Below are 20,759 nucleotides of genomic sequence, written 5' to 3' on the forward strand. Positions count from 1 at the left end.
TGCGCGCATGAGCACGTCCGACACGGTAAGGAACATCATGAATGTGAGGGCGCTGCCGCCGATGATATTGAGAACCCTGGTGACCTTCGTCAGGAACCTCTCGAGAATGCTACTTTCCATAATACCTCCTCTTCTGGGGTGTGGCAGGGGCGCTCCGCCAGGCTTAGCCTGTCCGTCTCGTGGCTCAGACTGCCGGCGTCGCGTCCCGGTCCACCGATAAATGCAACGTAAAGCACCCATTCCGGAATAGGTCAATCCGAGCCGATCGCGGGTGGGGAACAGACATCTCGATAAGGTTCCTCCCTTTCGGCGACGGCTGACTGCGCCGGGTTGTACCTGCGGGAATCTCCCAAATCCCGTAAGATCTGTGTCCGACTTCCTCCAGCCTCATATGCGTAATGATTGTGGGTGCGTAAGAACGGGTGAAAATGCTGAAATGACCGACGAAAGCCTGTGATCCGGTAAGGTCTCGTGTAATGCGCAGCCGTCGGCCCATGATGCCATCTATCCTTTTTTGAATGCTGGTTCTGCCATAGCCGTGTATCGCTCCGGAAGGATGTCCGGCTGCTCCCGTGTCATCCCTTCCTCCGAAAACCGATGATACTTTGGAGACAAATATTCCGGAGGGCCCGAGGGGCCCCCCGGAACAGGGACTTAACCTACCTTTATAACGAGTGCCGCTGCGGTGTCGCCTGCGGAGCAGCCCGTGAAGAGGCCGTATCCGCCGCCTGTCATAGAAAGCTCCTCTATCATCTCGATAATTGCCCTGCCACCGGTCGGTCCCTGGGGATGACCGTAGATCAGGGATGAGCCGTTGTTGTTCATCTTCATTACATCGTATCCCAACACTTTTGCGAAGGCAAGGTCGTTGATGGCGAAGGGGTTGTGGGTTTTTACGGCCTTGATGTCGGCAAGCGTGAGGCCTGCGTTTGCCAGCGCCATCTGGGCCGCGGGGATCGGGGCCGCAGGCATGAACATCGGTTTTACCCGTGCAAAGCCATAGGAGACGATCTGGATCTCGATCTTCGGGTCCGCGCTCATCTCTTTCGCTTTATCGCGGGTGGCGACGATGATGCCGCAGTTGCCGTCGGCAGGAAAGGTCTGGGCGCCGAAGCTCAGGACGCCGCCGGGGGTGGCCGGTTTCAGTTTCGCCAGGCCTTCCGCTGACGTGGGGGTCCAGCCTTCGTCGTCTTCCATCAGTTTCTTTTTCTTCTTCGTCACCGTTACTTCCGGTGCGAAGATATAGCGTTTCTGGAATGCCTTGTCGTTGGCGAGGGCGTCCTGATACTGCTCAAAACGTCTCAGCACCACCGCGTCGCACTCTTCTTTGGTGACGCCCACTTCTTTGCCCACGTTCTCGGCGGTCTGCACCATGGCGCAGCGGTGTTTCGGGGTCCCGCTGAAGTTGTCCATGTTCCAGTCTTCCCTGTCCGGCTGTCCTCCGGGTCCCAGGGGATCGGGCCAGATGGTGTGGGGGCCGTTCGAGCAGCGGTCGGTCATGAGGCCGTAGCCTACGCCGTACATGTCCAGCTCCAGGTCCTTGGCCAGAAGGTTCAGAATGGTCGTCGACGTGGCGCACGCCTGGTTTACGAACAGGGCGGGGACGAACTTCTGGTCGTCCGTCAGCATCGCGCTTGCCCAGTTGTGGGCGCAAAACCAGTGGTTCTGAGCGACGGTGCTTCCGAAATAGAGATAATCGATGACGGTGGGATCCATTTTAGCTTTCTCGAGGAACCAGCGTCTCGCGGTGTTTGCTCCCAGCTCGACGGAGCTGTCGTTCTGCATCGATCCCTGCCAGCGGGAAAAGGGTGTTGAATAATACCCTTTGTAGGGTATGTATGCCTTTGTGTATGGTTTCATAACTACTCCTCCTTAAAGATTGTGTCCCTGCTCAGGCAGGGTTTGTTAAAATACGAATAGATCGAGGCCGCCCATCATGTTGACGATGGAGCCGGTCATATATGCCGCCTTATCGGAGCAGACGAAGGCGATCGCATCGGCGATCTCTTCGGGCTCGGCAGGTCTTCTTAAGGCGATCCTCTTCTCGAACCTCTCCCGGATCTCCTGGGGGATGGGCTCATAATAAGCTTCCGTGTTGGCCGTGCCGATGAGCACGCAGTTGGCGGTGATGTTGAACCGTGACCCTTCGAGGGCAACCGATTTGGCCATGCCGATAAGGCCCGCCTTGGCAGCGCCGTAGCTCGACTGTCCCGAGCCGCCCATGACGCCGGCAACGGAGGTCATGTTGATGATGCGGCCCCACTTGTTGGCGCACATGTCTGCCCACGCCTCTTTGATGCAGTAGAAGGCGGAGTTGAGGCAGAGCTTTACCTCGGCATCCCATTCATCGACATTCGTCTTCGCCACGGTGACCATGCGGCGCATCTGGGCTGCGTTGTTGACGAGGATACTGACGGGTCCCATCTTCTCTTTGATGGCGGCAAAACCCTTCTGGGTGTCGCCGTAGTCTCGCCCGTTCATTCTCAATGCCATCGATTTGCGCCCCATGGCCCGGATCTCCTCCGCGACCTTCTCGACGCCGTCCATATTGTTGTAACCCGTTACCACCACATCCGCTCCGTCCCGTGCCAGGGCTATCGCTGCTGCCCTGCCGATACCGCGCGGCATCGAGGCGCCTGTGACCAATGCAAGTCTTCCTTCCGAACCCATAGAGAACCTCCTTAGAATTAATAGATATGTGACTATATCTTAATAGATACTCCCTTTCCTGCGGACCGAACGGTCCCGGCCCGCTCCTGCCTACTCTTCCGGAGTGATGAACTTCAGTATATAGAGGAAGGTGAGCAGGATTTCCGCGTTTTTACGTACAGCGTTATTGTCCTTGGCGAGAGATTTCAGCCTCTCGGCGCTTTGCCTGAGCGTTTCGATTTCCTTTCTGATCTCGTCCATTAGTGTGCCCCCCTCTGGTCTTTGAATCGTTTCGCCTTGAGATCGTAACGCGGGAGCGTCCCCGGGGGCTCGACTTTCGTGGTGCACGACAGGTTCGTCTTTATCTTGTGTCGTTCCGACAGTCTCGCGGCAACGGCGTCCGCCTCCGTCTTTCCAAGCTTCGGGTCCACTTCGATCCTGGCGAGTATCTTGTCCATGATACCCTCCCGGGTCACTACGAGCTCATACTCGATAATTTCCGGAAACTCGGACCTGACCAACTGCTCCACGGTCTTGGGAGAGAAGAGGACTCCCCGGATCTTCGTAATGTCGTCGACCCTGCCGACTATCTCCATCATCTTTTGAGATGTCCTGCCGCAGGAGCAGGTGGAGGGGCCCTTCACTGCCACGTCATTCGTATTGAACCTGATCACCGGGAAGGAATGGCGTCCCAGCGGGGTTACCACGAGCACGCCCTGCTCGCCTTCCGCCACCTCTTTCGAGAGGGTCTCGCGGTCGAGGAGCTCGACGAGGAAGAGGGGCTCTATCATGTGAAGTCCTTCCTGGGCCTCGCACATGCCCGCAAACCCGCAGGTCTCGGTGGAGCCTATGTGGTCGAACATCTTGCATCCGTAAGTCGCTTCTATTTTCTTCCGCGTCGCCTCCGGCAGCGGCTCTCCGGCGCCCAATATCCGCTCGATGCCGAAGGATTTCGGGTCGATGCCCATGGCCATCGCCTCCTGCGCGATGTTCAGCGTGTAGGTCGGGGTGCCGGCCATGGCAGTTATCTTCATTTCAATGATTTTATTGACCCTGCCCTTGGTATCGAGGGCGCCGCCGGGGATGACTTCGCACCCGAGCTTTTCCGCCGCGTAATGGGCTTCCCAGAATGCGACGTAGACATTGTAGCCGAAGGGGAGAAAGAGCCGGTGACGGGGTCTGAACCCTGCCATGTAAAGTATGTGGCACCAGGCCTCGATCCTCCACTGCCAGCTCTCGTAGGACTCGGGCACATAGACGGGCTTGCCCGTAGTGCCGCTCGTCTGCCGGAAAGTGCTGACCTCCTCGATCGGCACACCTAAAAGTCCGCCGTAGGGAAAGGGATCTACATTCTCCTGCCACTTCCGAAGCTCTTCTTTGTAAGTAAAGGGGACTTTCTTGATATCCTCGAAGGTCTTGATGTCCCCGACCTCTATCCCCTTTAACTTCTCTTTATAGAGGTTGGAATGGGTTTTACCGTAGGTCACAAGGTCCTGAAAGTACTTAAGCTCGATCCTGTTCAACTTCTCCCGCGGCAACGTCTCCGTGTAAGGATTCCAGAATTCCATAGGCAAGTACCTCCCTCGTATTTTCAAGGTTGGGGAAAGAAAATCCAGCCCTGATATCCCGACGCGGTGCACCAATTACCAGCGCTCATTCAGGGGTATTGTACCCTTGAAAAAAAGCCCCTCTTCTTTCAACTGTTTCAAAAGAAGTTCATTTACCGAAATTGTTGTTCATTGAGTGACATTCTATCATACGCCATGCTTTTGTCAAGAAAAAAAACAAGAGAGGCAGTCGCTAGTCTCTAGTCTCTAGTCTTTAGTCGATAGTAAAAGCCAAGGCAGTAAACAGGTTAGATGCGGGAAAAAGCCCGCTGTCCTATTAGAAGGAACAGACGGCGCCTATAATAAGCATTTCTCTAGTAGTAGTCCCGCGTGATGTAGCTCGCACAGCGAGCGAGACCAACAGTAGGCGCCCTTAGGCGAGGGGAGGCTCAGCGGACTTCGTTCGCTGAGGGGGCGACGCAAGCCCCAAGATGGCAAAAGCGTGACAAAGCCCGCCTTCCTATTAGAAGGAACAGGCGGCGCCTATAATAAGCATTTCTCTAGTAGTAGTCTCGCGTGATGTAGCTCGCACAGCGAGCGAGAAGGGGAGGCTCAGCGGACTTCGTTCGCTGAGGGGGCGACGCAAGCCCCTATAATGGTTGTGCGACGTGAGCCCCATCGATTGTGCAAGCCCTTTAGTTGCAAAAACCTTACATTGTCCCCATATAGCCCATTTCTTCGGAAATGGCGAGGGCGGTTGTCAGGGATTCTTTTATGATTCTCTTGAGGCCCCTGGAATCGACGGAGGATGAAATGAAGGCTACTCCTATGGCGGCAATGACTTTGCCCGAGGCGTCCTTGATGGGGGTGGCTACCCCGCTGATCCCGTCCATGGCAGTTTCCTCGTCCACTGCGTAGCCCTTGGCCCGAATTTCCCTGAGCCACGCGAGAAGCTCTTCTTTTGTGGTGAGGGACTTCCTGGCCGTCACCATCATGGGCCTTCGCCCCAGGATCCGCTCGACTTCGTCCTCCGGCATGTAGGCGAGAATCATGGGCCCTACCATCCCCCAATTCGGGGGACGGCGCCTTCCCACTTCGGAGGTGAAGCGGATCACGTTCCTCGCATCGTCCTTCTTATCGATGTAGAGGAGGTCGTCGTTGTCGAGAACCCCCAGGAATATCGTTTTTCCCAGCTTCAGCTGCAACTCGCTCAAATGGTGAGACGCAATTCTCCGCAGGGAAAAAGAGTTGAAGACCAGGCTGCCCAGCTCGAAGAGCCTGAGGCCCAGGGAGTATCGCTTCGATTCGAGGTCCTGATGGAGGAAGCTGTATTTGACGAGGGTCGAGCATAATCGCAATACCGTCGCCCTCGGAAGGCTCAGCGCAGTGGCGATCTGGGCGAGGCTGAGATTCTGGTGCTCGACGCCGAAGGCATTCAGTATCTGCAAGGCCCGCTCCAGCGATCTGTTATAAAAGGCTTCTTCTTTATCCATGCCATTATAGGGGCTCACGTCGCCCCCTCCGATAGCAAAGCTATCGGAGCCTCCCCTTCTCGCCCGCTGTGCGGGCTGCATTACGCCAAACTGCTATGACAGAGTTGCCCATAATGAGCACCGCCTGCTTCTTTAAATAGTTAAGAGGGCTTTTTCATCGCCCTTTGCCTTCAGTTGCAGGGGGCTCACGTCGCCCCCTCCGATAGCAAAGCTATCGGAGCCTCCCCTTCTCGCCCGCGGTGCGGGCTACATTGCATTTCAATGGGGCTCACGTCGCACAACCATTATAGGGGCTCACGTCGCCCCCTCCGATAGCAAAGCTATCGGAGCCTCCCCTTCTCGCCCGCTGTGCGGGCTGCATTACGCCAAACTGCTATGACAGAGTTGCCCATAATGAGCACCGCCTGCTTCTTCAAATAGTTAAGAGGGCTTTTTCATCGCCCTTTGCCTTCAGTTGCAGGGGGCTCACGTCGCCCCCTCCGATAGCAAAGCTATCGGAGCCTCCCCTCGCCTAAGGGCGCCTACTGTTGGTCTCGCCCGCGGTGCGGGCTACATCACGCTCGGTGGAGCCGGGGGAACTGCTAATCACGAGCACCGCCTGTTTCTTCCATCTATACGCAGGCTTTTTGTCAACTCCCACCCGTGTTCACTGCCTTTGTCTTTTACCAACGACTAGAGGCTGCCTTTATTGCCTTTACTAACGACTATATACTAGAGACTATCGACTGTCTTCATCCTTGCCCTTAGGATTCCGTCTAATGAAATGGGTGTTCGTACAATGATGTTATCACGTACAGACTTTTTGTCAAGAGAAAAGATGGTTTCCATCGTAAAGAGTTTTGGAGCGTTACCCTCCCGTCGCGGGCGTTTAATCTGTTTTTTTGCCTGTATCGAGCGCCCTTCTCACTGCCTCCGCCAGCTCCTGCTTTCCCAGGGGCTTCATGAGGAACTCCCTGATCCCGATCTTTTGGGCCGTATCGGGGGTGATCGTCTCGCTGTGACCTGTGCAGAGGATAATCGGCAGGTCTTTTCTTGCCTTGAGCATCTCCCTGGCGAGATCCGCGCCGGATTGTTTGGACATGGCCTGATCGGTGATCACCAGGTCGATTTGGGCAGGATCGTCAAGGAAGATCCCCAACGCCTCCTGTCCGCCCCTTGCCCCCTTCACCGTGTATCCCAGCCGTTCGAGGGTGGCTTTGCCCCATAGGACGAGCATCTCCTCATCATCGACAAAGAGGATCCGCTCCTTGCCTCCCTGAATCGCGACAGGCGCCTCTCCCTCCGTGGCTGCTTCGATATCCGCTTTCGGGAGAAAGACCCTGAAGGTGGTGCCTTTGCCCGGCTCGCTTTCGATATTGATCATGCCCCCGAGCTCCTTGACGATCCCATATACCACGGCGAGACCCATGCCGGTGCCCTTGCCTACTTCCCTCGTGGTGAAAAAAGGTTCGAAGGCCCTCTTCCTGACTTCCTGACTCATGCCGACGCCTGTATCGCGTATGGTGATCTGGAGATACTCTCCGGGCGCCGCGTCGGCGTCGAGGGCAGGGGAGCCACGTGGGAAAAAGACATCGGTGAGGCTTATCTCCATTTCCCCACCCTTCTTCTCCATCGCCAGGGAGGCGTTCGTGGCGATATTCATAAGGATCTGCTGCACCTCTACCGGCGCGGCAAAGACCGTATCGGAGGTGGAGGTGATGGTGAGCCGGATCTCGATCGTGGCGGGGATAGAGGCCCTCAGGAGCTGGACCGTCTCCTTCACGAGGGGGGTCAGGGACAGGGGGTCCCTCTTGTAAGGGGCCCTACGGGAAAAGACGAGTATCTGCCGCACCAGGTCCCTCGCCCGCTTCGACGCCTTCAGCACGCGCTCGAGGTTTTCCGCGACCCCGGGGTTGTCCTGCGAATCGTCGAGGGCCATCTCGGTAAAACCCATAACCGCGGCGAGGACATTGTTGAAATCGTGGGCAATCCCGCCCGCGAGGGTGCCGACGGCCTCCATTTTCTGGGCCTGCCGCAACTGCTCTTCCAGCCTTTTTCTTTCCGATACATCGTTTCCCACCGCCAGTATGCCGGAGAAGAGGCCCTTCCGGTCATGGAGCGCCCGGACAGTCCAGGAAACCCAGACCCTCTCGCCGTTTCGCCGCCTGTTTTCCAATTCCTTCTCCCGATACCGGTCGGGGGATCGGCCGATGTAACCGAGGAGGTCCTTCAGATTGTGGCCGGCCGCCGCCTCTGCCGGAATTATGGTGCCGACCACGCCTTTTTCTGAGAGCTCCTCTAATGGATATCCGAAGAAATCGAGGGCGAACGTGTTGAGAAAAATCACCCGGCCTCTTTCATCGACCTGAATAATGATGCTGTTTACGCTCTCCACCAGGTCCCTGTACTTTCCTTCGCTCTCCTGAAGCGCCACTTCCGCCTCTTTTCTTTCGGTAATATCGATGATCGCGGAGCGGACCGAGGCGGGGGCGTCCGGCCCGGCCGGCGACACCGCGATACTTTCGACCCGCCCCCAGAAAGAGATCGAACCGCGCTTTTTCAGCTGAATCTCGCATACCGCCTTCGCCTTTTCTTTTATTACGTGAGAGCGGTGCAGGAAGTATTCGTCCTGGGACTCCCGGTCGACGTAGAGGTTAAAGGGCGCCCCGATGAGCTCCTGCCTCGGCACGTCAAACAATGCCGACGCCGTCAGGTTCGCCTCTTGTATTATCCCTTTCCCGTCGATCGTAAGATATGCCACCGGGGCATAATCATAGAGGTCGGCAAGCCGTTCGCGACTCTCCTCGATGACCTCCTGCGCCCTCCTCAGGTCCTGATTCTGCATCTGAAGCTCTACTTGATGGAGGCGCAGGTCCTCGATAAGCTTTACCGGATCTTCAGATTGAGGCCCGTCATCGATCCCGGAGGGGGATTTTCCGGCTGAATCCTTTTGTCGCGCCATCTGTTTCCGTCCTTTAAATAATGGGTTTATTTTCTTTTTCGCCCTTTACTTCCAATCTTACCCGTGGCCGCCTTCATGGTACCGGCTTATCCATTGCGAGGAGAATGAGGGGGCTGCCGTCAGTGCCGCCCGCTTTTATTCTACGGGCATTGAGAAGGATGGGGCGACGTCCGGTTACGGGCAATTCCACCTCGACTATAAAATTTTCAAAAGCCTTGCCGGTTTTTGAAACTTCGGATAAAAGATCGGTGAGGGCGGGGATATTCCACTCATGGCCCCCGAGGGTGATAAAGCTCCTTCCTTCCGTCTCTTCGGGACTCACGTGGAACAGGGCGAGGAATGCCTTGTTCGCCATCACCACCCTGAGACCGGCATCGAGGGCAAGAAGGGGCTCGCGTACCGTCTGCACGATGTTCTCGAAGAACTCGCTCCGCTCCGCCGCCATGCGCTTTAATTCACTTATGTCGGCAAAGGTCATGACGACCCCGTCGATGACATTGTACACGGTCCTGTAGGGCATGATCCGCATGAGGAACCACGCATTGTCTTTCCCTTCCACTTCCGCTTCAAAAGGCCTGAGTCTGTCTATTACTTCCCCGGCCTTTTCTGAAAGTCTGATTGATTCGATCTTTAGTGTGACGTCATCGATGGGGCGGCCCACATCGGAAGGGATGAGGTTCACAATCCTCGTGGCCGAGAAATTGAACCGCTTGATATTGAAATCCCCGTCCAGGAATATGGTTGCAATCCCGGTGCCGTCGAGGAGATTCCTCAGGTCGCTCTCACTCTGGGAAAGCTGGTCGATCTTCGACCTGAGCTCGGCATTGACCGTGGTCAGCTCCTCGTTCACCGACTGCAGCTCTTCTCGGGAAGTCTCGAGCTCCTCGTTTGTCGATTGAAGCTCCTCGTTGCTGGACTGGAGCTCCTCGTTTGCCGACTTCAGCTCTTCATTCGCCGCCTGCGCCTCCTCGGCGGTTGCCTGCAGGCTTTCCCTCGTATAGACCAGCTCCTTCTCAAGCTCGATAAAACGATCGGCCTCGACCTTCTCCTTTGAATTCCCCTTTTCCGTCTCCCTTCTCTTCTCTTCCCGGACCTCCTGAAAAGTGAACATAAAGAGTGCGTCCTCGTCCTGCGGCAAAGGTCTGATAGTAAGGTCGATTGTTATTGATTCTCCGTTTGTCCTGACCCGGAGGTTCCGGTAGACCGCCTCCTGCCGGTGCGCCGTGGCGGACATGAGGGCCGTTCTCATGGAAAATCGAAGTCCTTCCCTCATCATATGCTCGATGTCGACCACAGGGCGGCCTGAGGCGGGAGTCAGATATTTTGCCGTATCACCATGGATATAGAGAATATTACCCCTCGTGTCGACTATCACCGCGGGAGGGGCGAAAGTCGAGAGGAGCGCGCGGTGAACGGTTGCCTCGAGATCGAATTTTGCGGGGATTCCCCGGGCCTTCGCACGCTCGGCCTTCGCGGGCGCGGGCGCGGCTGCGAAGGCTTCGTGAAGTAAGGCCTTATGCCCCGCGCCTGCCTTGGCCTGAAAAAACTTCCATTTACGGTCGATTGTCCTGAACAGGTCGGACCGGGCGCCCACGCTTTCGGAGGAGCCGAGCAAAAGGACGCCCCCCGGCTTGAGGCTGTAATGAAACAGGCCAAGGAGCTTCTCCTGGAGCTCGGGTTCCATATAGATAAGGACATTACGGCAGGAGACAAGGTCAAGCCTGGTGAAGGGCGCGTCCTTCGCCACGTCCTGTACCGCAAAGACGATCTCATCCCTGATGTCTTTTCTTACCCGGTAGCTTTTCTCTTCCTTGAGGAAGAATTTCCCGAGCAGGGACCGAGGTACGTCGAGGGCGATGTTTGCCGGGAACATGCCGGCCCGCGCAATCGCGATCGATGTTTCGTCGAGATCGGTAGCGAATATCTGGACCTTGCAATCCCGCCCTGTCTCCTCGGCATGTTCCCGGATGGCCATGGCAATCGAATAAGCCTCTTCGCCGGTGGCGCACCCTGCCACCCACACCCTCAACAGGTAGTCATCAGGCTTGTCGCGCAGAATCTCCGGCAGGGCGACCTTCGTAAGCGCCTCGAAGGCTTCGGGATCCCGAAAAAAATTGGTGACATTAATGAGCATCTCCTTGAGCAGCTGCTTCACCTCTTCCGGACGGTCCCCCAGGTACCGGACATAATCGGCGATATTTTGCAGATTATGGATGCTTATCCTCCTCCTGATGCGGCGGCTCAGGGTATTCTTCTTGTACTGTGAAAAGTCGTGGCCGGTTTTTGCCCTTATGATCATGAGCACTTTCCGGATCATGTTGGCCTCGTCGGGGGTCTCTTCTTCCCTGCTCAGATACCTGTCAAAGAGCGTCGCGAGCTGCCCCGGAATTTCTTCGGCGGGCAGCACATAATCGGCCAGACCCTTTTGTATGGCGCTTCGGGGCATGCCGTCGAATTTGGCACTCGAGGGCTCCTGAACGAACACCACTCCGCCGCCGGCCTGGAGGGACCTCACGCCGAGGGTGCCGTCCGTTCCGGTGCCGGAAAGAATGACGGCAACGGCCCGGTCGCCCGCGTCCTCCGCAAGGGAGCGGAAGAAGGAATCGATCGGCATTCTCGTGCCCGGCGAGGTCTTCTGTTCGCTCAGCAAGAGCCGGCCGTGAAAAATAGCCATATCCCTGTTGGGCGGGATTACATAAACATGCCCCGGCTCGACGATAACGCCGTCCAGGGCTTCATGGACTTCCATTTGAGTAAAGCGGGAGATCAGCTCCGATAGCATGCTCGAGTGCCGGGGATCGAGGTGGGAGATCACGACAAAGGCGGCCCTGAGATTCGGGCGGAGATTCTTGAAGAACTGCTCGAAGGCCTCGAGACCTCCGGCTGATGCGCCCAGGGCCACGACGGGAAAACGTTCTTCTGCGACAACGGACTTTCCCGTAATGGCCGCCAGCTTTTTCCCCTTTTTCGGCTCTCCCTTCCCGTGCGACTTAACCGGCATCTTTCCCCCAATAAACTTTTCCGCATACAGCAAGAAGATTAGAAAGAGTAAGACATTTCTACCGGCAGATCAATCAACTTCGTGAGAATAACAGTAAAATAGGAAAAGCGCCCGAAACCGGAACGCGCCGGCATCGGCGCATCACGCAGTTTCCGCCAAAGGGCTTAGAGGGGGTAAGGCGGCCGATATCGGGCGGGAAAGATAAACTAATTAATTCAGGTAGGCCCATGCGTTAATCTTTATCGCGCGATTCGTCAGGACCTCGTCGACAAGCTCCGCCATGTCCTGTTCGCAGATTACCTTGGGGGCACAGGCCGAGATGCCTGCCTGGAGCCCCTTGTCCATGGCCTCGGCGTCATCGAGACCCGTAAGAAGAATGATAGGGATATCAGGCCTGATCCGCTTGATCTTTTTTGCAAGCTCGATACCCGTCATGTTCGGCATACGCTGATCCGTAATAATGAGATCGAAGCCATTGGGGGAGGCCTGGAAAATCTCCAGGGCTTCGAGGCTGTCCGTTGAAGCGATCACATTGCAGCCCATGCTCTCCAGGCGACAGATATTCATTTCCACGAGGATCTCATCGTCATCGACAAAAAGTACCTTTCGTTCCTTTTGGTTATGGAGTGAATGTAGCATAAATACCTCCCATACTGTCATCGTTTGTGCTACAACTTATTAATTTTACACATCATTTAAAAAAAATAGCAGACTTCCCCTCCATAGTCAAGTACGAATCCGGCCGGGGAAAATGTTTTTTTCCGAATACGGTCTCACCCACGAAAAAAATGAACCCCCTTTCTTCGCCGCCTTCCCTGAACCGGCTGATCTCCCGGAAAAAGGGCCATCACGGCCACGCCTTTTCCCGTGCCGGGAGGGGGATTGATTATCGAACTAACTTGACCTGGGCTAAATTTTCGTATATACTATAAATATCAATAAATTAGATACCATATATTGAAATGCCCTTTCATTGCAGAAGGGCATTTTTCTTTAGGATTGAAAATGAAAATAAACAGTACCATTGAAGTAAAGCACCCGGCAGACGACATGGAGAAAGACTTTCTCTCGGCTGAGGAGATTACCGATTTCCTCCCCTCCAACATATTTTATTCAGGAGAGGTGAGTGAGTTCGACCCCTTATCTACTGTCGAGGTCAACATAATCGACGAGATTGAGGTAAAAACCGGTTCCCGCGAGGAAGAGCACGCCGACTGGGGAGATGCAGATCGCCTGCCCTCTGAGACCACCGATAATATCATATGGGCCTATTTAAAAGATATCGGGCACGTGTCGCGCCTTACCCCCGATGAGGACGTCCGTATCGCGAAAAAGATAGAAGAAGGCGAAAGGGCTGCTAAGGGTATCATGTTCGGATTGCCCCAGGCGATGGACGAGCTCCTGGAAATAGGCCGGCAGTTGAAGGAAGGGGAGGTCCAGATAGGGGACGTTATCAATATCGATGACATGGGCTCCGGTGAAAAAGATGAGGAAAAACATAAGAACCAGACCTTATCCGCGATCAGGATGCTGAAAAAGCTGGAAGGCAAGAAAGAAGAATTAAAGGCAAGACTGCAGGAGACGAACGGACCGGGCAGGAAAGAGCTCGCCCAGGATCTCAAAAGAATGGAGCGTAGAGTGGAAGAAATTCTGCTCGATCTCAAGTTCAACAAGAAGATCCTCGTAGAGATCGTGAAGAAGATAGGCCGCCAGTCGAAGCTGTTGGAAGGGACCGAGGCTGCCATGGTACGAGAAAAATTAATCGAGCTCGGCAAGATCGACGAGGGGCTCAAAATCGTGAAGAACAGGCTCGTTCAGGCGAACCTGAGGCTCGTGATCAACATCGCGAAAAAATATATGAACAGGGGCCTTTCCTTTCTCGACATCATTCAGGAAGGCAACATGGGTCTCATGAAGGCCGCGGAAAAATACGACTATAAGAGGGGCTACAAGTTTTCCACCTATTCGACATGGTGGATCAGGCAGTCCATCACGCGGGCAATCGCAGACCACGCGCGCACCATCAGGGTGCCTGTTCATGTGCTCGAGAGCATAAATAAGATCAATAAGGTGACGATCATCCTCTTTCAGGAGCTGGGAAGAAAGCCGAGCCTCGAGGAGATCGCGGTCAAAGCGGCCTTTCCTCTGGAAAAGGTGAGAAAAATCATGAAGGCATCCGGCGGGGCCGTCTCGATGGAGACCCCGATCGGTGACGACGAGTCGACCTTGAGCGATTTTATCGCGGACCCGAAGGCCTCTTCGCCTCTTACCGAGTGTGTGGCCGTTTCTCTCAGGGAAGAGATAGGCAAGGTATTGTCTACCCTTACTTCGAGGGAGGAGAAGATCATCAGGATGAGGCTCGGCATCGGGGAGAAAAGCGATTACACCCTGGAAGAGGTGGGCGACGTGTTCGGCCTCACCCGCGAGCGCATCCGTCAGATCGAGGCAAAAGCCTTGAAAAAGCTTCAACATCCTTCAAGGCGAAAGGCACTGAAGGGATTTCAGGAACAAGACGGCTAACCATCCTCACCATGCTCCGCCAATGTCGGCGCATGGTGATCGTAAACAGAGAGAGCTCTTGCTCTTCCCGCCAAATTTCCATTGCCTGACGGCACACAGGGGGCTCCCGCCTCTATTCTATTGCATTAAGGGGAAAAACTTACTATAATCTGCGCGGTAAATCCATGAGGAGGTCCTGCGGTGGAAGGACACATCTACAAAGCCTTTGACCTGGAACTGAAGGAGCTTAAAGAAAAGCTGCTCTATGAGGGAGGGCTTGTAGAGAGGGCCATCAGGGACGCCATCAAATCCCTTCTCGAGCGGTACTCCGAGCTCGCCCAGAAGGTGATCGAAGATGACGAGGTCATCAACGGGATCGAAGTTGAAATAGACGAGTTTTGCCTGAAGCTCCTCGCCCTGCGCCAGCCGGCAGCGAGAGACTTAAGGCTTATCACGACTGCCATCAAGATCAATTACGACCTCGAGCGGATAGGCGACATGGCGGTCAATATCTGTGAAAGGGTCCTGGAGCTCAACCTGGAGCCCCAGTTGAAGCCCTACATCGATTTACCCACCATGGCCGAAACAGTGCAGCTCATGGTCAAGGAGAGCCTCGACGCCTTTGTCCGGGAAGACGTGGAACTGGCGAGAAAGGTGAAAGAACAGGATTCCCTGGTAGACCAACTCCTCGAGCAGATGTTCCGGGAGCTCCTCACCTACATGATGCAGGATTTGAAAACGATCTCCAGGGCTACGAGGCTCCTTTTCATCTCCAAGTACCTGGAAAGAATGGCCGATCATGCAGTAAACATCGCCGAACTGGTGATTTTCATGGTGGAGGGGAAGATCATCCGCCACGTGAAGGACAATCCCGGGGAATAGAATAATGGGGAAGATTATCGGCATTTTGCTCTCCATTGCCATGGCAATATCCCTTTCATCCTGCTCCGTCCCGGGAAAGGAAGGGCAGAAGAACGGCAAGAAGAGCACGATCACCGTGGCAGGCTCCACTTCCGTCATGCCTTTCACCGAAAAACTGGCTGAGCATTTTATGGTCGACCGTCCCGAATATGTGGTCGACGTCCAGGGCGGCGGCTCCACCGCGGGCGTCCAGGCATGTATGAACAGGACCGTGGACATCGGCATGTCGTCGAGGCCCCTTAAGGAAGACGAGATGACCCTCACCCAGACCATCATCTGCTACGACGGGATTTCCGTGGTCGTCCATGCCGACAACCCCGTGAGCGGCCTCTCCCTCATCCAGGTGGCCGACATTTTTGCGGGAAAGATCACGAACTGGAAACAGCTCGGGGGTAAGGACAGGAAGATCGACGCCATCACGAGGGAAGAGGGCTCCGGAACGAGGGGCTCCTTCGAGGAGCTTGTCATGCAGGGCCGGGAGATCGATGACGGGATCATGGTCCAGGATTCGAACGGCTCCGTGAAGGAGATCGTGGCAACCGATCCCTATGCAGTGGGATATATCTCGATGGGGCTTGTGGACAAGAGGGTAAAAGCCCTGGCAATAGACGGGGTGGTGCCCACGGTGAAGGCAATAAAATCGAAAACATATAAAATCGTGCGACCCTTCCTTTACCTGACGAAAGGAGAGCCCCGGCCGAGCGTGAAGGCATTCCTCGAATATGTCCTGAAGGACGGGCAGCGGGTGCTCATAAAAGAGGGGCTCATAGGAGTACATGACTAAGAAGGCCGTCACAAAAGAAGATGTGGTCAAGTGGGTCCTCACGGCCTTCGCCTTTTCGTCCCTTCTCTTTCTTTTCCTGATTTTTGCCTTTATCCTTGTCGAGGGCCTGCCGCTTTTCCTGAAAGTGGGCCTCAAGAACATCATCTTCGGCTTTAAATGGGCGCCCACGAAAGGTCATTTCGGCATCTTTCCCATGATCGTCTCCTCCTTTCTCGTCACCGTCGGCGCCCTTGTGATAGGCGCTCCCCTCGGGCTTTCATGCGCCATTTATCTGTCGGAATATTCGGGAAAGAAGCTGAAAATGTTTCTCAAACCCGCCCTCGAGCTTTTGGCGGGCATCCCTTCCGTGGTATACGGATTCCTCGGGGTGATCTACATCGTGCCCCTCGTCCGCGGTTTTCTCGGCGGATCGGGCTTCTCCCTCCTTTCCACCTCCATAATTCTGGGAGTAATGATCCTGCCCACCATCATCAGCATCTCCTTCGACGCCCTGGTGAGCGTCCCCCGGACTTACCGGGAGGGCTCTTTTGCCATGGGCGCCACCAAGTGGCAAACTATTGCGAGAGTCGTCGTTCCTTCCGCCAAGTCGGGCATCCTCGCGAGCTTCATTCTGGGCATGGGCCGGGCCATAGGGGAGACCATGGCGGTCATCATGATCGCGGGAAATGCCCTCAAGATCCCCATGAGCATCCTCGACCCCTTAAGGACCCTGACCGGCAATATCGCCCTCGAGCTTGCCTATGCCACCGGAGACCACAGACAGGCCCTCTTCTCCACCGGGGTCGTGCTCCTCGTCATCATCATGATCCTTAATTATATCGCCAATTTCGGGATCAAGCGAAGGATTAGCAAATGAGGATAAACCCCCGCATCGTCGACACGGCAGTAAAAATAGGGCTCAACGCCCAGGCCTTCTTCACCGTGGCCATCCTCGTGGTCATCGTGGGGGTGATCTTCGTGAAGGGCTGTCCCTACGTGAACCTGGAGTTCATCTTTTCCTCTCCGGAAGATATGGGGCGCCACGGCGGGATCTTCTCCGCTATAATAGGCACCGTCTTTCTCTGCGTCCTCTCCATCCTCTTCGCCACCCCTTTGGGCGTGGGCACCGCGATCTTCCTCACCGAGTACACGAAAGAGTCGGGCCTCACGAAGATGATCCGCTTCGGCGTCGAATCCCTTGCCGGGATACCTTCCATCCTCTACGGCCTCTTCGGTTTCATATTTTTCGTGATAAAACTGAACATGGGGTGGTCCGTGCTCGCGGGCGTATTGACCATGACCATCATGATCCTTCCCACCATCATCAGGACGAGCGAGGAGGCCATAAAGTCGGTGCCCCGGAACCTCCGCATCGTGAGCTATTCATTGAGCGGCACCCGATGGGAGACGGTGACCAAGGTCGTGCTGCCCTCGGCAGCGCCGGGCATAGTCACCGGGATCATGCTGAGCGTCGGCAGGGCGGTCGGGGAGACGGCGGCGGTCATCTTTACCATGGGAAGCTCGCTCAGGGTCCCCACATCGCTCATGGATTCGGGCAGGACCATGGCCGTTCACTTTTACATCCTGGCGCGGGAAGGGATCTCCATGGAGAAGGCCTATGCCACCGCCCTCGTGCTCGTCCTCTCCATTCTCGCCATCAACGTGATCGCCTATTATATAATGAACCGTGTGATAACGAGGTATTCGTGAGCCCCCTGGACGTGAAGATCAGGATAGAAAAGCTGAAGGTGGCCTTCGGGAAAAACGAGGTCTTAAAGGGCATCAGCGCGGATGTGTTCAAAAACAGGATCACGGGCTTCATGGGTCCTGCCGCGAGCGGAAAATCGACCCTCATTTCCATCATCAACAGGATGATCTACTTCGAAGACAATGTGAAGATCGAGGGCAAGGTCTTTATCGACGGAGAAAATATTCTCGACGACGACGTGGACGAGGTAGCCTTAAGGCGCAGGGTGGGGACCGTCTTTGCCGTGCCCATACCGCTTCCCCGATCCATCTACGAAAATGTCGCCTACGGACCGAGGCTTCAGGGCATCGGCGACAAGAGCCGGCTCAACAGGGTCGTGGAACAGGGGCTCCGGCAGGCCGTGCTCTGGGACGAGGTAAAGGACAGGCTCAATACCTCCGCCGTAAAATTATCCGGGGGCCAGCAGCAGAGGCTTTGCCTTGCCCGGACCCTCGCGCTGAAACCCGAGATCATCCTCCTCGACGAGCCCTGCTCCGGCCTCGACCCCATATCCACCGCGAAGATCGAGGAGGCCCTGGACGAGCTCAAGAAGGAGTATACCATCATCCTCGTCTCCAACAATACGAAACAGATCGCCCGCATCACCGACTACGCCTCCTTTTTTTACATGGGAGACCTCATAGAATACGGGCCCACGGAAAAGCTCTTCACCAACCCGTCCCTGCAGCAGACGGAAGATTATATACAGGGGAAATTCGGATGAGACAGGGATATGCGCTTCAGACCGAAGACCTGAACCTCTACTACGGGAGCTTCCATTCCCTGATCGGCGTCAATTTTCACGTCTTTCAAAAATCGATCACCTCCCTCATAGGCCCCTCGGGCTGCGGGAAATCGACCCTCTTGCGCTGTTTTAACCGCATGAACGACCTCATCGAGGAAGTGAAGATCGAGGGGAAAATCCTCGTGGAAGGGCAGGACATCGGAGGGGTCGATATCATCGAGCTGAGAAAAAGGGTGGGCATGGTCTTCCAGAGGCCGAACCCTTTTCCCTTCACCGTCTACGAAAACCTCATCTACGGCCTCAAAATACACGGCATGGGAAGCAGGAGGGGCAATCAGGAGACCGTGGAGCGGTGCCTTAAAGCCGTGGGCCTGTGGGATGAGCTCAAAGACAAGCTCTCCGCGCCTGCCCTCAACCTGTCGGAGGAGATCAAGCAGCGCCTCTGCATCGCCCGGCTCCTGACCGTGGAACCCGAGATCATCCTCCTCGACGAGCCCTGCTCCGCCCTCGATCCGATCGCCACCCTGAGGGTAGAGGAGCTCATGATCGAGCTCAAGAAGGACTATACCATCCTCATCGTGACCCATAACATGCAGCAGGCCGCGCGGGTCTCCGATTATACGGGCTTCATGCTTTTAGGAGAGCTCGTGGAGTTCGGCGATACGTCCCAGATCTTCACCTCCCCCCAGGACAAGCGAACGGAAGATTACATTACCGGCCGCTTCGGGTGATCCCCTCCTTCTCGAAAGCCGTTATTCCCGGAAATAACTAAAGCCGTGACAGAGATTCCGGGAAGTGATATACTATTTGTCGGTTCGGCTGCATTACAGAGGATTCCGTATCGGATCTTTCTCCCCGCTTTTTTGCCAAAGGAAAAGACCGGCTCTTCACGCGAGGGAAGGGAACGGGCGATAGGCAACCTCAGCCGTTCGTTTTATATTTGACCGCAAGGAGTGAAGGGCATGTTGGTGGATCGTTTCGGCCGCACTATAAACTATGTGAGAATCTCCGTTACCGACAGGTGCAACCTGAGGTGCAAATATTGCGTGGACGGTCAATTTCCGTTTATCGCCCACGGGGAAATCCTCCGGTACGAGGAGATCATCAGGTTCGTGCGGATACTGGCGGGTCTCGGCGTCGATAAGGTGCGGATCACGGGAGGGGAGCCCCTCGTGAGAAAAGGCATCCCGGGCCTCATCAGGGAGATCGCCTCAATCCCCGGGATCGAGGATATCGGTCTCACCACCAACGGGGTCCTCCTCGGGGCCCAGATGGCCGCCCTCCAGGAGGCGGGACTGAAACGGGTCAATATCAGCCTCGATACCATGAAAAAAGATCGTTTCGCCTTCATCACGGGGGTCGACGCCTTTGACGACGTGTTGAAGAGCATCAAGATGTCCGTCAATTCCGGCCTGAGCCCCGTAAAGATCAACGCGGTCATTATTCAGGGGTTCAACGACGACGAGATCCTCGATTTCGCGAAGCTCGCCAAAACGAGAAACGTGGAAGTCCGTTTCATCGAGTTCATGCCTTTCGGCGATTTCGACCTCTGGCAGAGCGCGAGGATCATCACATCCCGCGAGATAGAGGATCTTGTGCGCACCAGGTACGACCTTTCCCCCTCGAAAGATTCCCAGAACGGTCCCGCAAAAATGTTCGATATCAAGGGCGGCGTGGGCAAGATCGGTTTTATCAGCCCCGTCTCCACCCATATCTGCCCGCGATGCAACCGCATGAGGCTTACGTCCCACGGCACGATCAAACCCTGCCTCTTCGGGGACGAGGAATATGACGTCAAAAAGCTCCTCCGGGAGGGGGCGTCGGATGATGAGATAGGAGAATTCGTAAAGTTCGCGGTCGGCGCCAAGCCCGAAAGGAAGGCGGAGATAGGCCAGATACGGAAGTGTCAGAGGAGCCTTCGCCATATCGGCGGATAATATAGAAGAATCGGAGGGTTTCATGGAGCTTACCCATTTGGATAAAGAAGGCAAAGCCCGCATGGTCGATGTCTCGGGAAAGGCGGAGACCGAGAGAGAGGCGAAGGCCAGGGGCAGGGTAAAAATGGCCCGGGCCACCTACGAACTCGTGCGGACCGGCCAGGGCCCCAAGGGCGACATCTTCACGGTGGCCAAAATTGCGGGCATCATGGGCGCCAAGAGGACCAGCGAGATGATTCCGCTCTGCCATCCCCTGCCGCTCACCCATCTGGATGTGACCTTCGACTTCGACGATGCCGAAGCCGTAGTGACCATTACCTCCTCGGCAAAGACGAGGGGTCAGACAGGCGTCGAGATGGAGGCCCTCACCTGCGCCATGGTGACGGCCCTGACAGTCTATGACATGTGCAAGGCGGTGGATAAGGGCATAGAGCTCGGCCCCTTCTTTCTCCTCGAGAAGAGCGGAGGAAAGAGCGGCGCATACAAGAGAAAGTAAAAAAGTCATGGTTTTCGCCA

At 55.6% G+C, this 20,759-nt stretch carries 17 protein-coding genes; 9 read left to right on the top strand and 8 right to left on the bottom strand.

The annotated features are described in order from the left end of the window. Positions 1–654 precede the first annotated feature (654 nt). From VGJ94_00255 to VGJ94_00290, 8 genes are all read right to left on the bottom strand, one after another. Entirely contained in the window at positions 655–1,860 is a 1,206-nt protein-coding gene (locus tag VGJ94_00255; protein ID HEY3275023.1) for a thiolase family protein, read from the bottom strand. A gap of 45 nt (positions 1,861–1,905) precedes the next feature. Then, complete coding sequence (locus tag VGJ94_00260; GenBank protein ID HEY3275024.1) at positions 1,906–2,670, bottom strand: SDR family oxidoreductase; 765 nt, start codon at positions 2,668–2,670, stop codon at positions 1,906–1,908. A gap of 90 nt (positions 2,671–2,760) precedes the next feature. After that, positions 2,761–2,910, bottom strand: a complete 150-nt coding sequence (locus VGJ94_00265; GenBank protein ID HEY3275025.1) for a hypothetical protein — start codon at positions 2,908–2,910, stop codon at positions 2,761–2,763. Further along, positions 2,910–4,217, bottom strand: a complete 1,308-nt coding sequence (locus tag VGJ94_00270; protein ID HEY3275026.1) for an AMP-binding protein — start codon at positions 4,215–4,217, stop codon at positions 2,910–2,912. Before VGJ94_00270 ends, VGJ94_00265 begins: the two co-directional genes overlap by 1 nt. A 689-nt stretch (positions 4,218–4,906) precedes the next feature. Beyond that, entirely contained in the window at positions 4,907–5,707 is an 801-nt protein-coding gene (locus VGJ94_00275; GenBank protein HEY3275027.1) for an IclR family transcriptional regulator, read from the bottom strand. Positions 5,708–6,557: 850 nt separating this feature from the next. Beyond that, complete coding sequence (locus tag VGJ94_00280; GenBank protein HEY3275028.1) at positions 6,558–8,630, bottom strand: PAS domain S-box protein; 2,073 nt, start codon at positions 8,628–8,630, stop codon at positions 6,558–6,560. 73 nt (positions 8,631–8,703) lie between these two features. Next, on the bottom strand, positions 8,704–11,631 hold the full coding sequence (locus VGJ94_00285; GenBank protein ID HEY3275029.1) for a chemotaxis protein CheB: 2,928 nt from the start codon (positions 11,629–11,631) through the stop codon (positions 8,704–8,706). A gap of 210 nt (positions 11,632–11,841) precedes the next feature. After that, positions 11,842–12,270: a response regulator gene (locus VGJ94_00290; protein HEY3275030.1), complete on the bottom strand. Its 429-nt coding sequence runs from the start codon at positions 12,268–12,270 to the stop codon at positions 11,842–11,844. 366 nt (positions 12,271–12,636) lie between these two features. Here VGJ94_00290 and VGJ94_00295 point away from each other — a divergent pair, with 366 nt between their 5' ends. The 9 genes from VGJ94_00295 to moaC all read left to right on the top strand — a co-directional run bounded on the left by VGJ94_00295 (position 12,637) and on the right by moaC (position 20,739). Next, a complete protein-coding gene (locus tag VGJ94_00295) occupies positions 12,637–14,151 on the top strand; it encodes a sigma-70 family RNA polymerase sigma factor (GenBank protein ID HEY3275031.1) in 1,515 nt (504 codons plus the stop codon). A 180-nt stretch (positions 14,152–14,331) separates the two neighbouring features. Further along, complete coding sequence (gene phoU / locus VGJ94_00300) at positions 14,332–15,012, top strand: phosphate signaling complex protein PhoU (GenBank protein ID HEY3275032.1); 681 nt, start codon at positions 14,332–14,334, stop codon at positions 15,010–15,012. Positions 15,013–15,016: 4 nt separating this feature from the next. Continuing rightward, entirely contained in the window at positions 15,017–15,835 is an 819-nt protein-coding gene (locus VGJ94_00305) for a phosphate ABC transporter substrate-binding protein (GenBank protein ID HEY3275033.1), read from the top strand. Then, on the top strand, positions 15,828–16,691 hold the full coding sequence (gene pstC / locus VGJ94_00310) for a phosphate ABC transporter permease subunit PstC (GenBank protein HEY3275034.1): 864 nt from the start codon (positions 15,828–15,830) through the stop codon (positions 16,689–16,691). Before VGJ94_00305 ends, pstC begins: the two co-directional genes overlap by 8 nt. Further along, positions 16,688–17,524 (top strand): phosphate ABC transporter permease PstA, encoded by an 837-nt coding sequence (pstA, locus tag VGJ94_00315; protein HEY3275035.1) that lies wholly within the window; start codon positions 16,688–16,690, stop codon positions 17,522–17,524. Before pstC ends, pstA begins: the two co-directional genes overlap by 4 nt. Then, positions 17,521–18,285: a phosphate ABC transporter ATP-binding protein gene (locus tag VGJ94_00320; protein HEY3275036.1), complete on the top strand. Its 765-nt coding sequence runs from the start codon at positions 17,521–17,523 to the stop codon at positions 18,283–18,285. Before pstA ends, VGJ94_00320 begins: the two co-directional genes overlap by 4 nt. Continuing rightward, a complete protein-coding gene (pstB, locus tag VGJ94_00325; GenBank protein ID HEY3275037.1) occupies positions 18,282–19,037 on the top strand; it encodes a phosphate ABC transporter ATP-binding protein PstB in 756 nt (251 codons plus the stop codon). The genes VGJ94_00320 and pstB overlap by 4 nt, the downstream gene beginning before the upstream one ends. A gap of 231 nt (positions 19,038–19,268) precedes the next feature. Beyond that, positions 19,269–20,243, top strand: coding sequence for a GTP 3',8-cyclase MoaA (moaA, locus tag VGJ94_00330; GenBank protein HEY3275038.1), 975 nt, complete (start codon positions 19,269–19,271; stop codon positions 20,241–20,243). A 22-nt stretch (positions 20,244–20,265) separates the two neighbouring features. Next, positions 20,266–20,739: a cyclic pyranopterin monophosphate synthase MoaC gene (moaC, locus tag VGJ94_00335; GenBank protein HEY3275039.1), complete on the top strand. Its 474-nt coding sequence runs from the start codon at positions 20,266–20,268 to the stop codon at positions 20,737–20,739. Positions 20,740–20,759: the final 20 nt, after the last annotated feature.

It is taken from the genome of Syntrophorhabdaceae bacterium (genome assembly GCA_036504895.1).
In the GTDB taxonomy this organism is placed as follows: domain Bacteria; phylum Desulfobacterota; class Syntrophorhabdia; order Syntrophorhabdales; family Syntrophorhabdaceae; genus PNOM01.

Excerpts from the sequence above, each read along its gene's own strand:
- VGJ94_00260 (HEY3275024.1), bottom strand. The coding sequence starts at position 2,670 with ATGGGTTCGGAAGGAAGACTTGCATTGGTCACAGGCGCCTCGATGCCG.
- VGJ94_00280 (HEY3275028.1), bottom strand. The coding sequence starts at position 8,630 with ATGGCGCGACAAAAGGATTCAGCCGGAAAATCCCCCTCCGGGATCGAT.
- VGJ94_00255 (HEY3275023.1), bottom strand. The coding sequence starts at position 1,860 with ATGAAACCATACACAAAGGCATACATACCCTACAAAGGGTATTATTCA.
- VGJ94_00265 (HEY3275025.1), bottom strand. The coding sequence starts at position 2,910 with ATGGACGAGATCAGAAAGGAAATCGAAACGCTCAGGCAAAGCGCCGAG.
- VGJ94_00290 (HEY3275030.1), bottom strand. The coding sequence starts at position 12,270 with ATGCTACATTCACTCCATAACCAAAAGGAACGAAAGGTACTTTTTGTC.
- pstC (HEY3275034.1), top strand. The coding sequence starts at position 15,828 with ATGACTAAGAAGGCCGTCACAAAAGAAGATGTGGTCAAGTGGGTCCTC.
- VGJ94_00270 (HEY3275026.1), bottom strand. The coding sequence starts at position 4,217 with ATGGAATTCTGGAATCCTTACACGGAGACGTTGCCGCGGGAGAAGTTG.
- pstA (HEY3275035.1), top strand. The coding sequence starts at position 16,688 with ATGAGGATAAACCCCCGCATCGTCGACACGGCAGTAAAAATAGGGCTC.
- VGJ94_00305 (HEY3275033.1), top strand. The coding sequence starts at position 15,017 with ATGGGGAAGATTATCGGCATTTTGCTCTCCATTGCCATGGCAATATCC.
- pstB (HEY3275037.1), top strand. The coding sequence starts at position 18,282 with ATGAGACAGGGATATGCGCTTCAGACCGAAGACCTGAACCTCTACTAC.
- VGJ94_00295 (HEY3275031.1), top strand. The coding sequence starts at position 12,637 with ATGAAAATAAACAGTACCATTGAAGTAAAGCACCCGGCAGACGACATG.
- moaA (HEY3275038.1), top strand. The coding sequence starts at position 19,269 with ATGTTGGTGGATCGTTTCGGCCGCACTATAAACTATGTGAGAATCTCC.
- VGJ94_00285 (HEY3275029.1), bottom strand. The coding sequence starts at position 11,631 with ATGCCGGTTAAGTCGCACGGGAAGGGAGAGCCGAAAAAGGGGAAAAAG.
- moaC (HEY3275039.1), top strand. The coding sequence starts at position 20,266 with ATGGAGCTTACCCATTTGGATAAAGAAGGCAAAGCCCGCATGGTCGAT.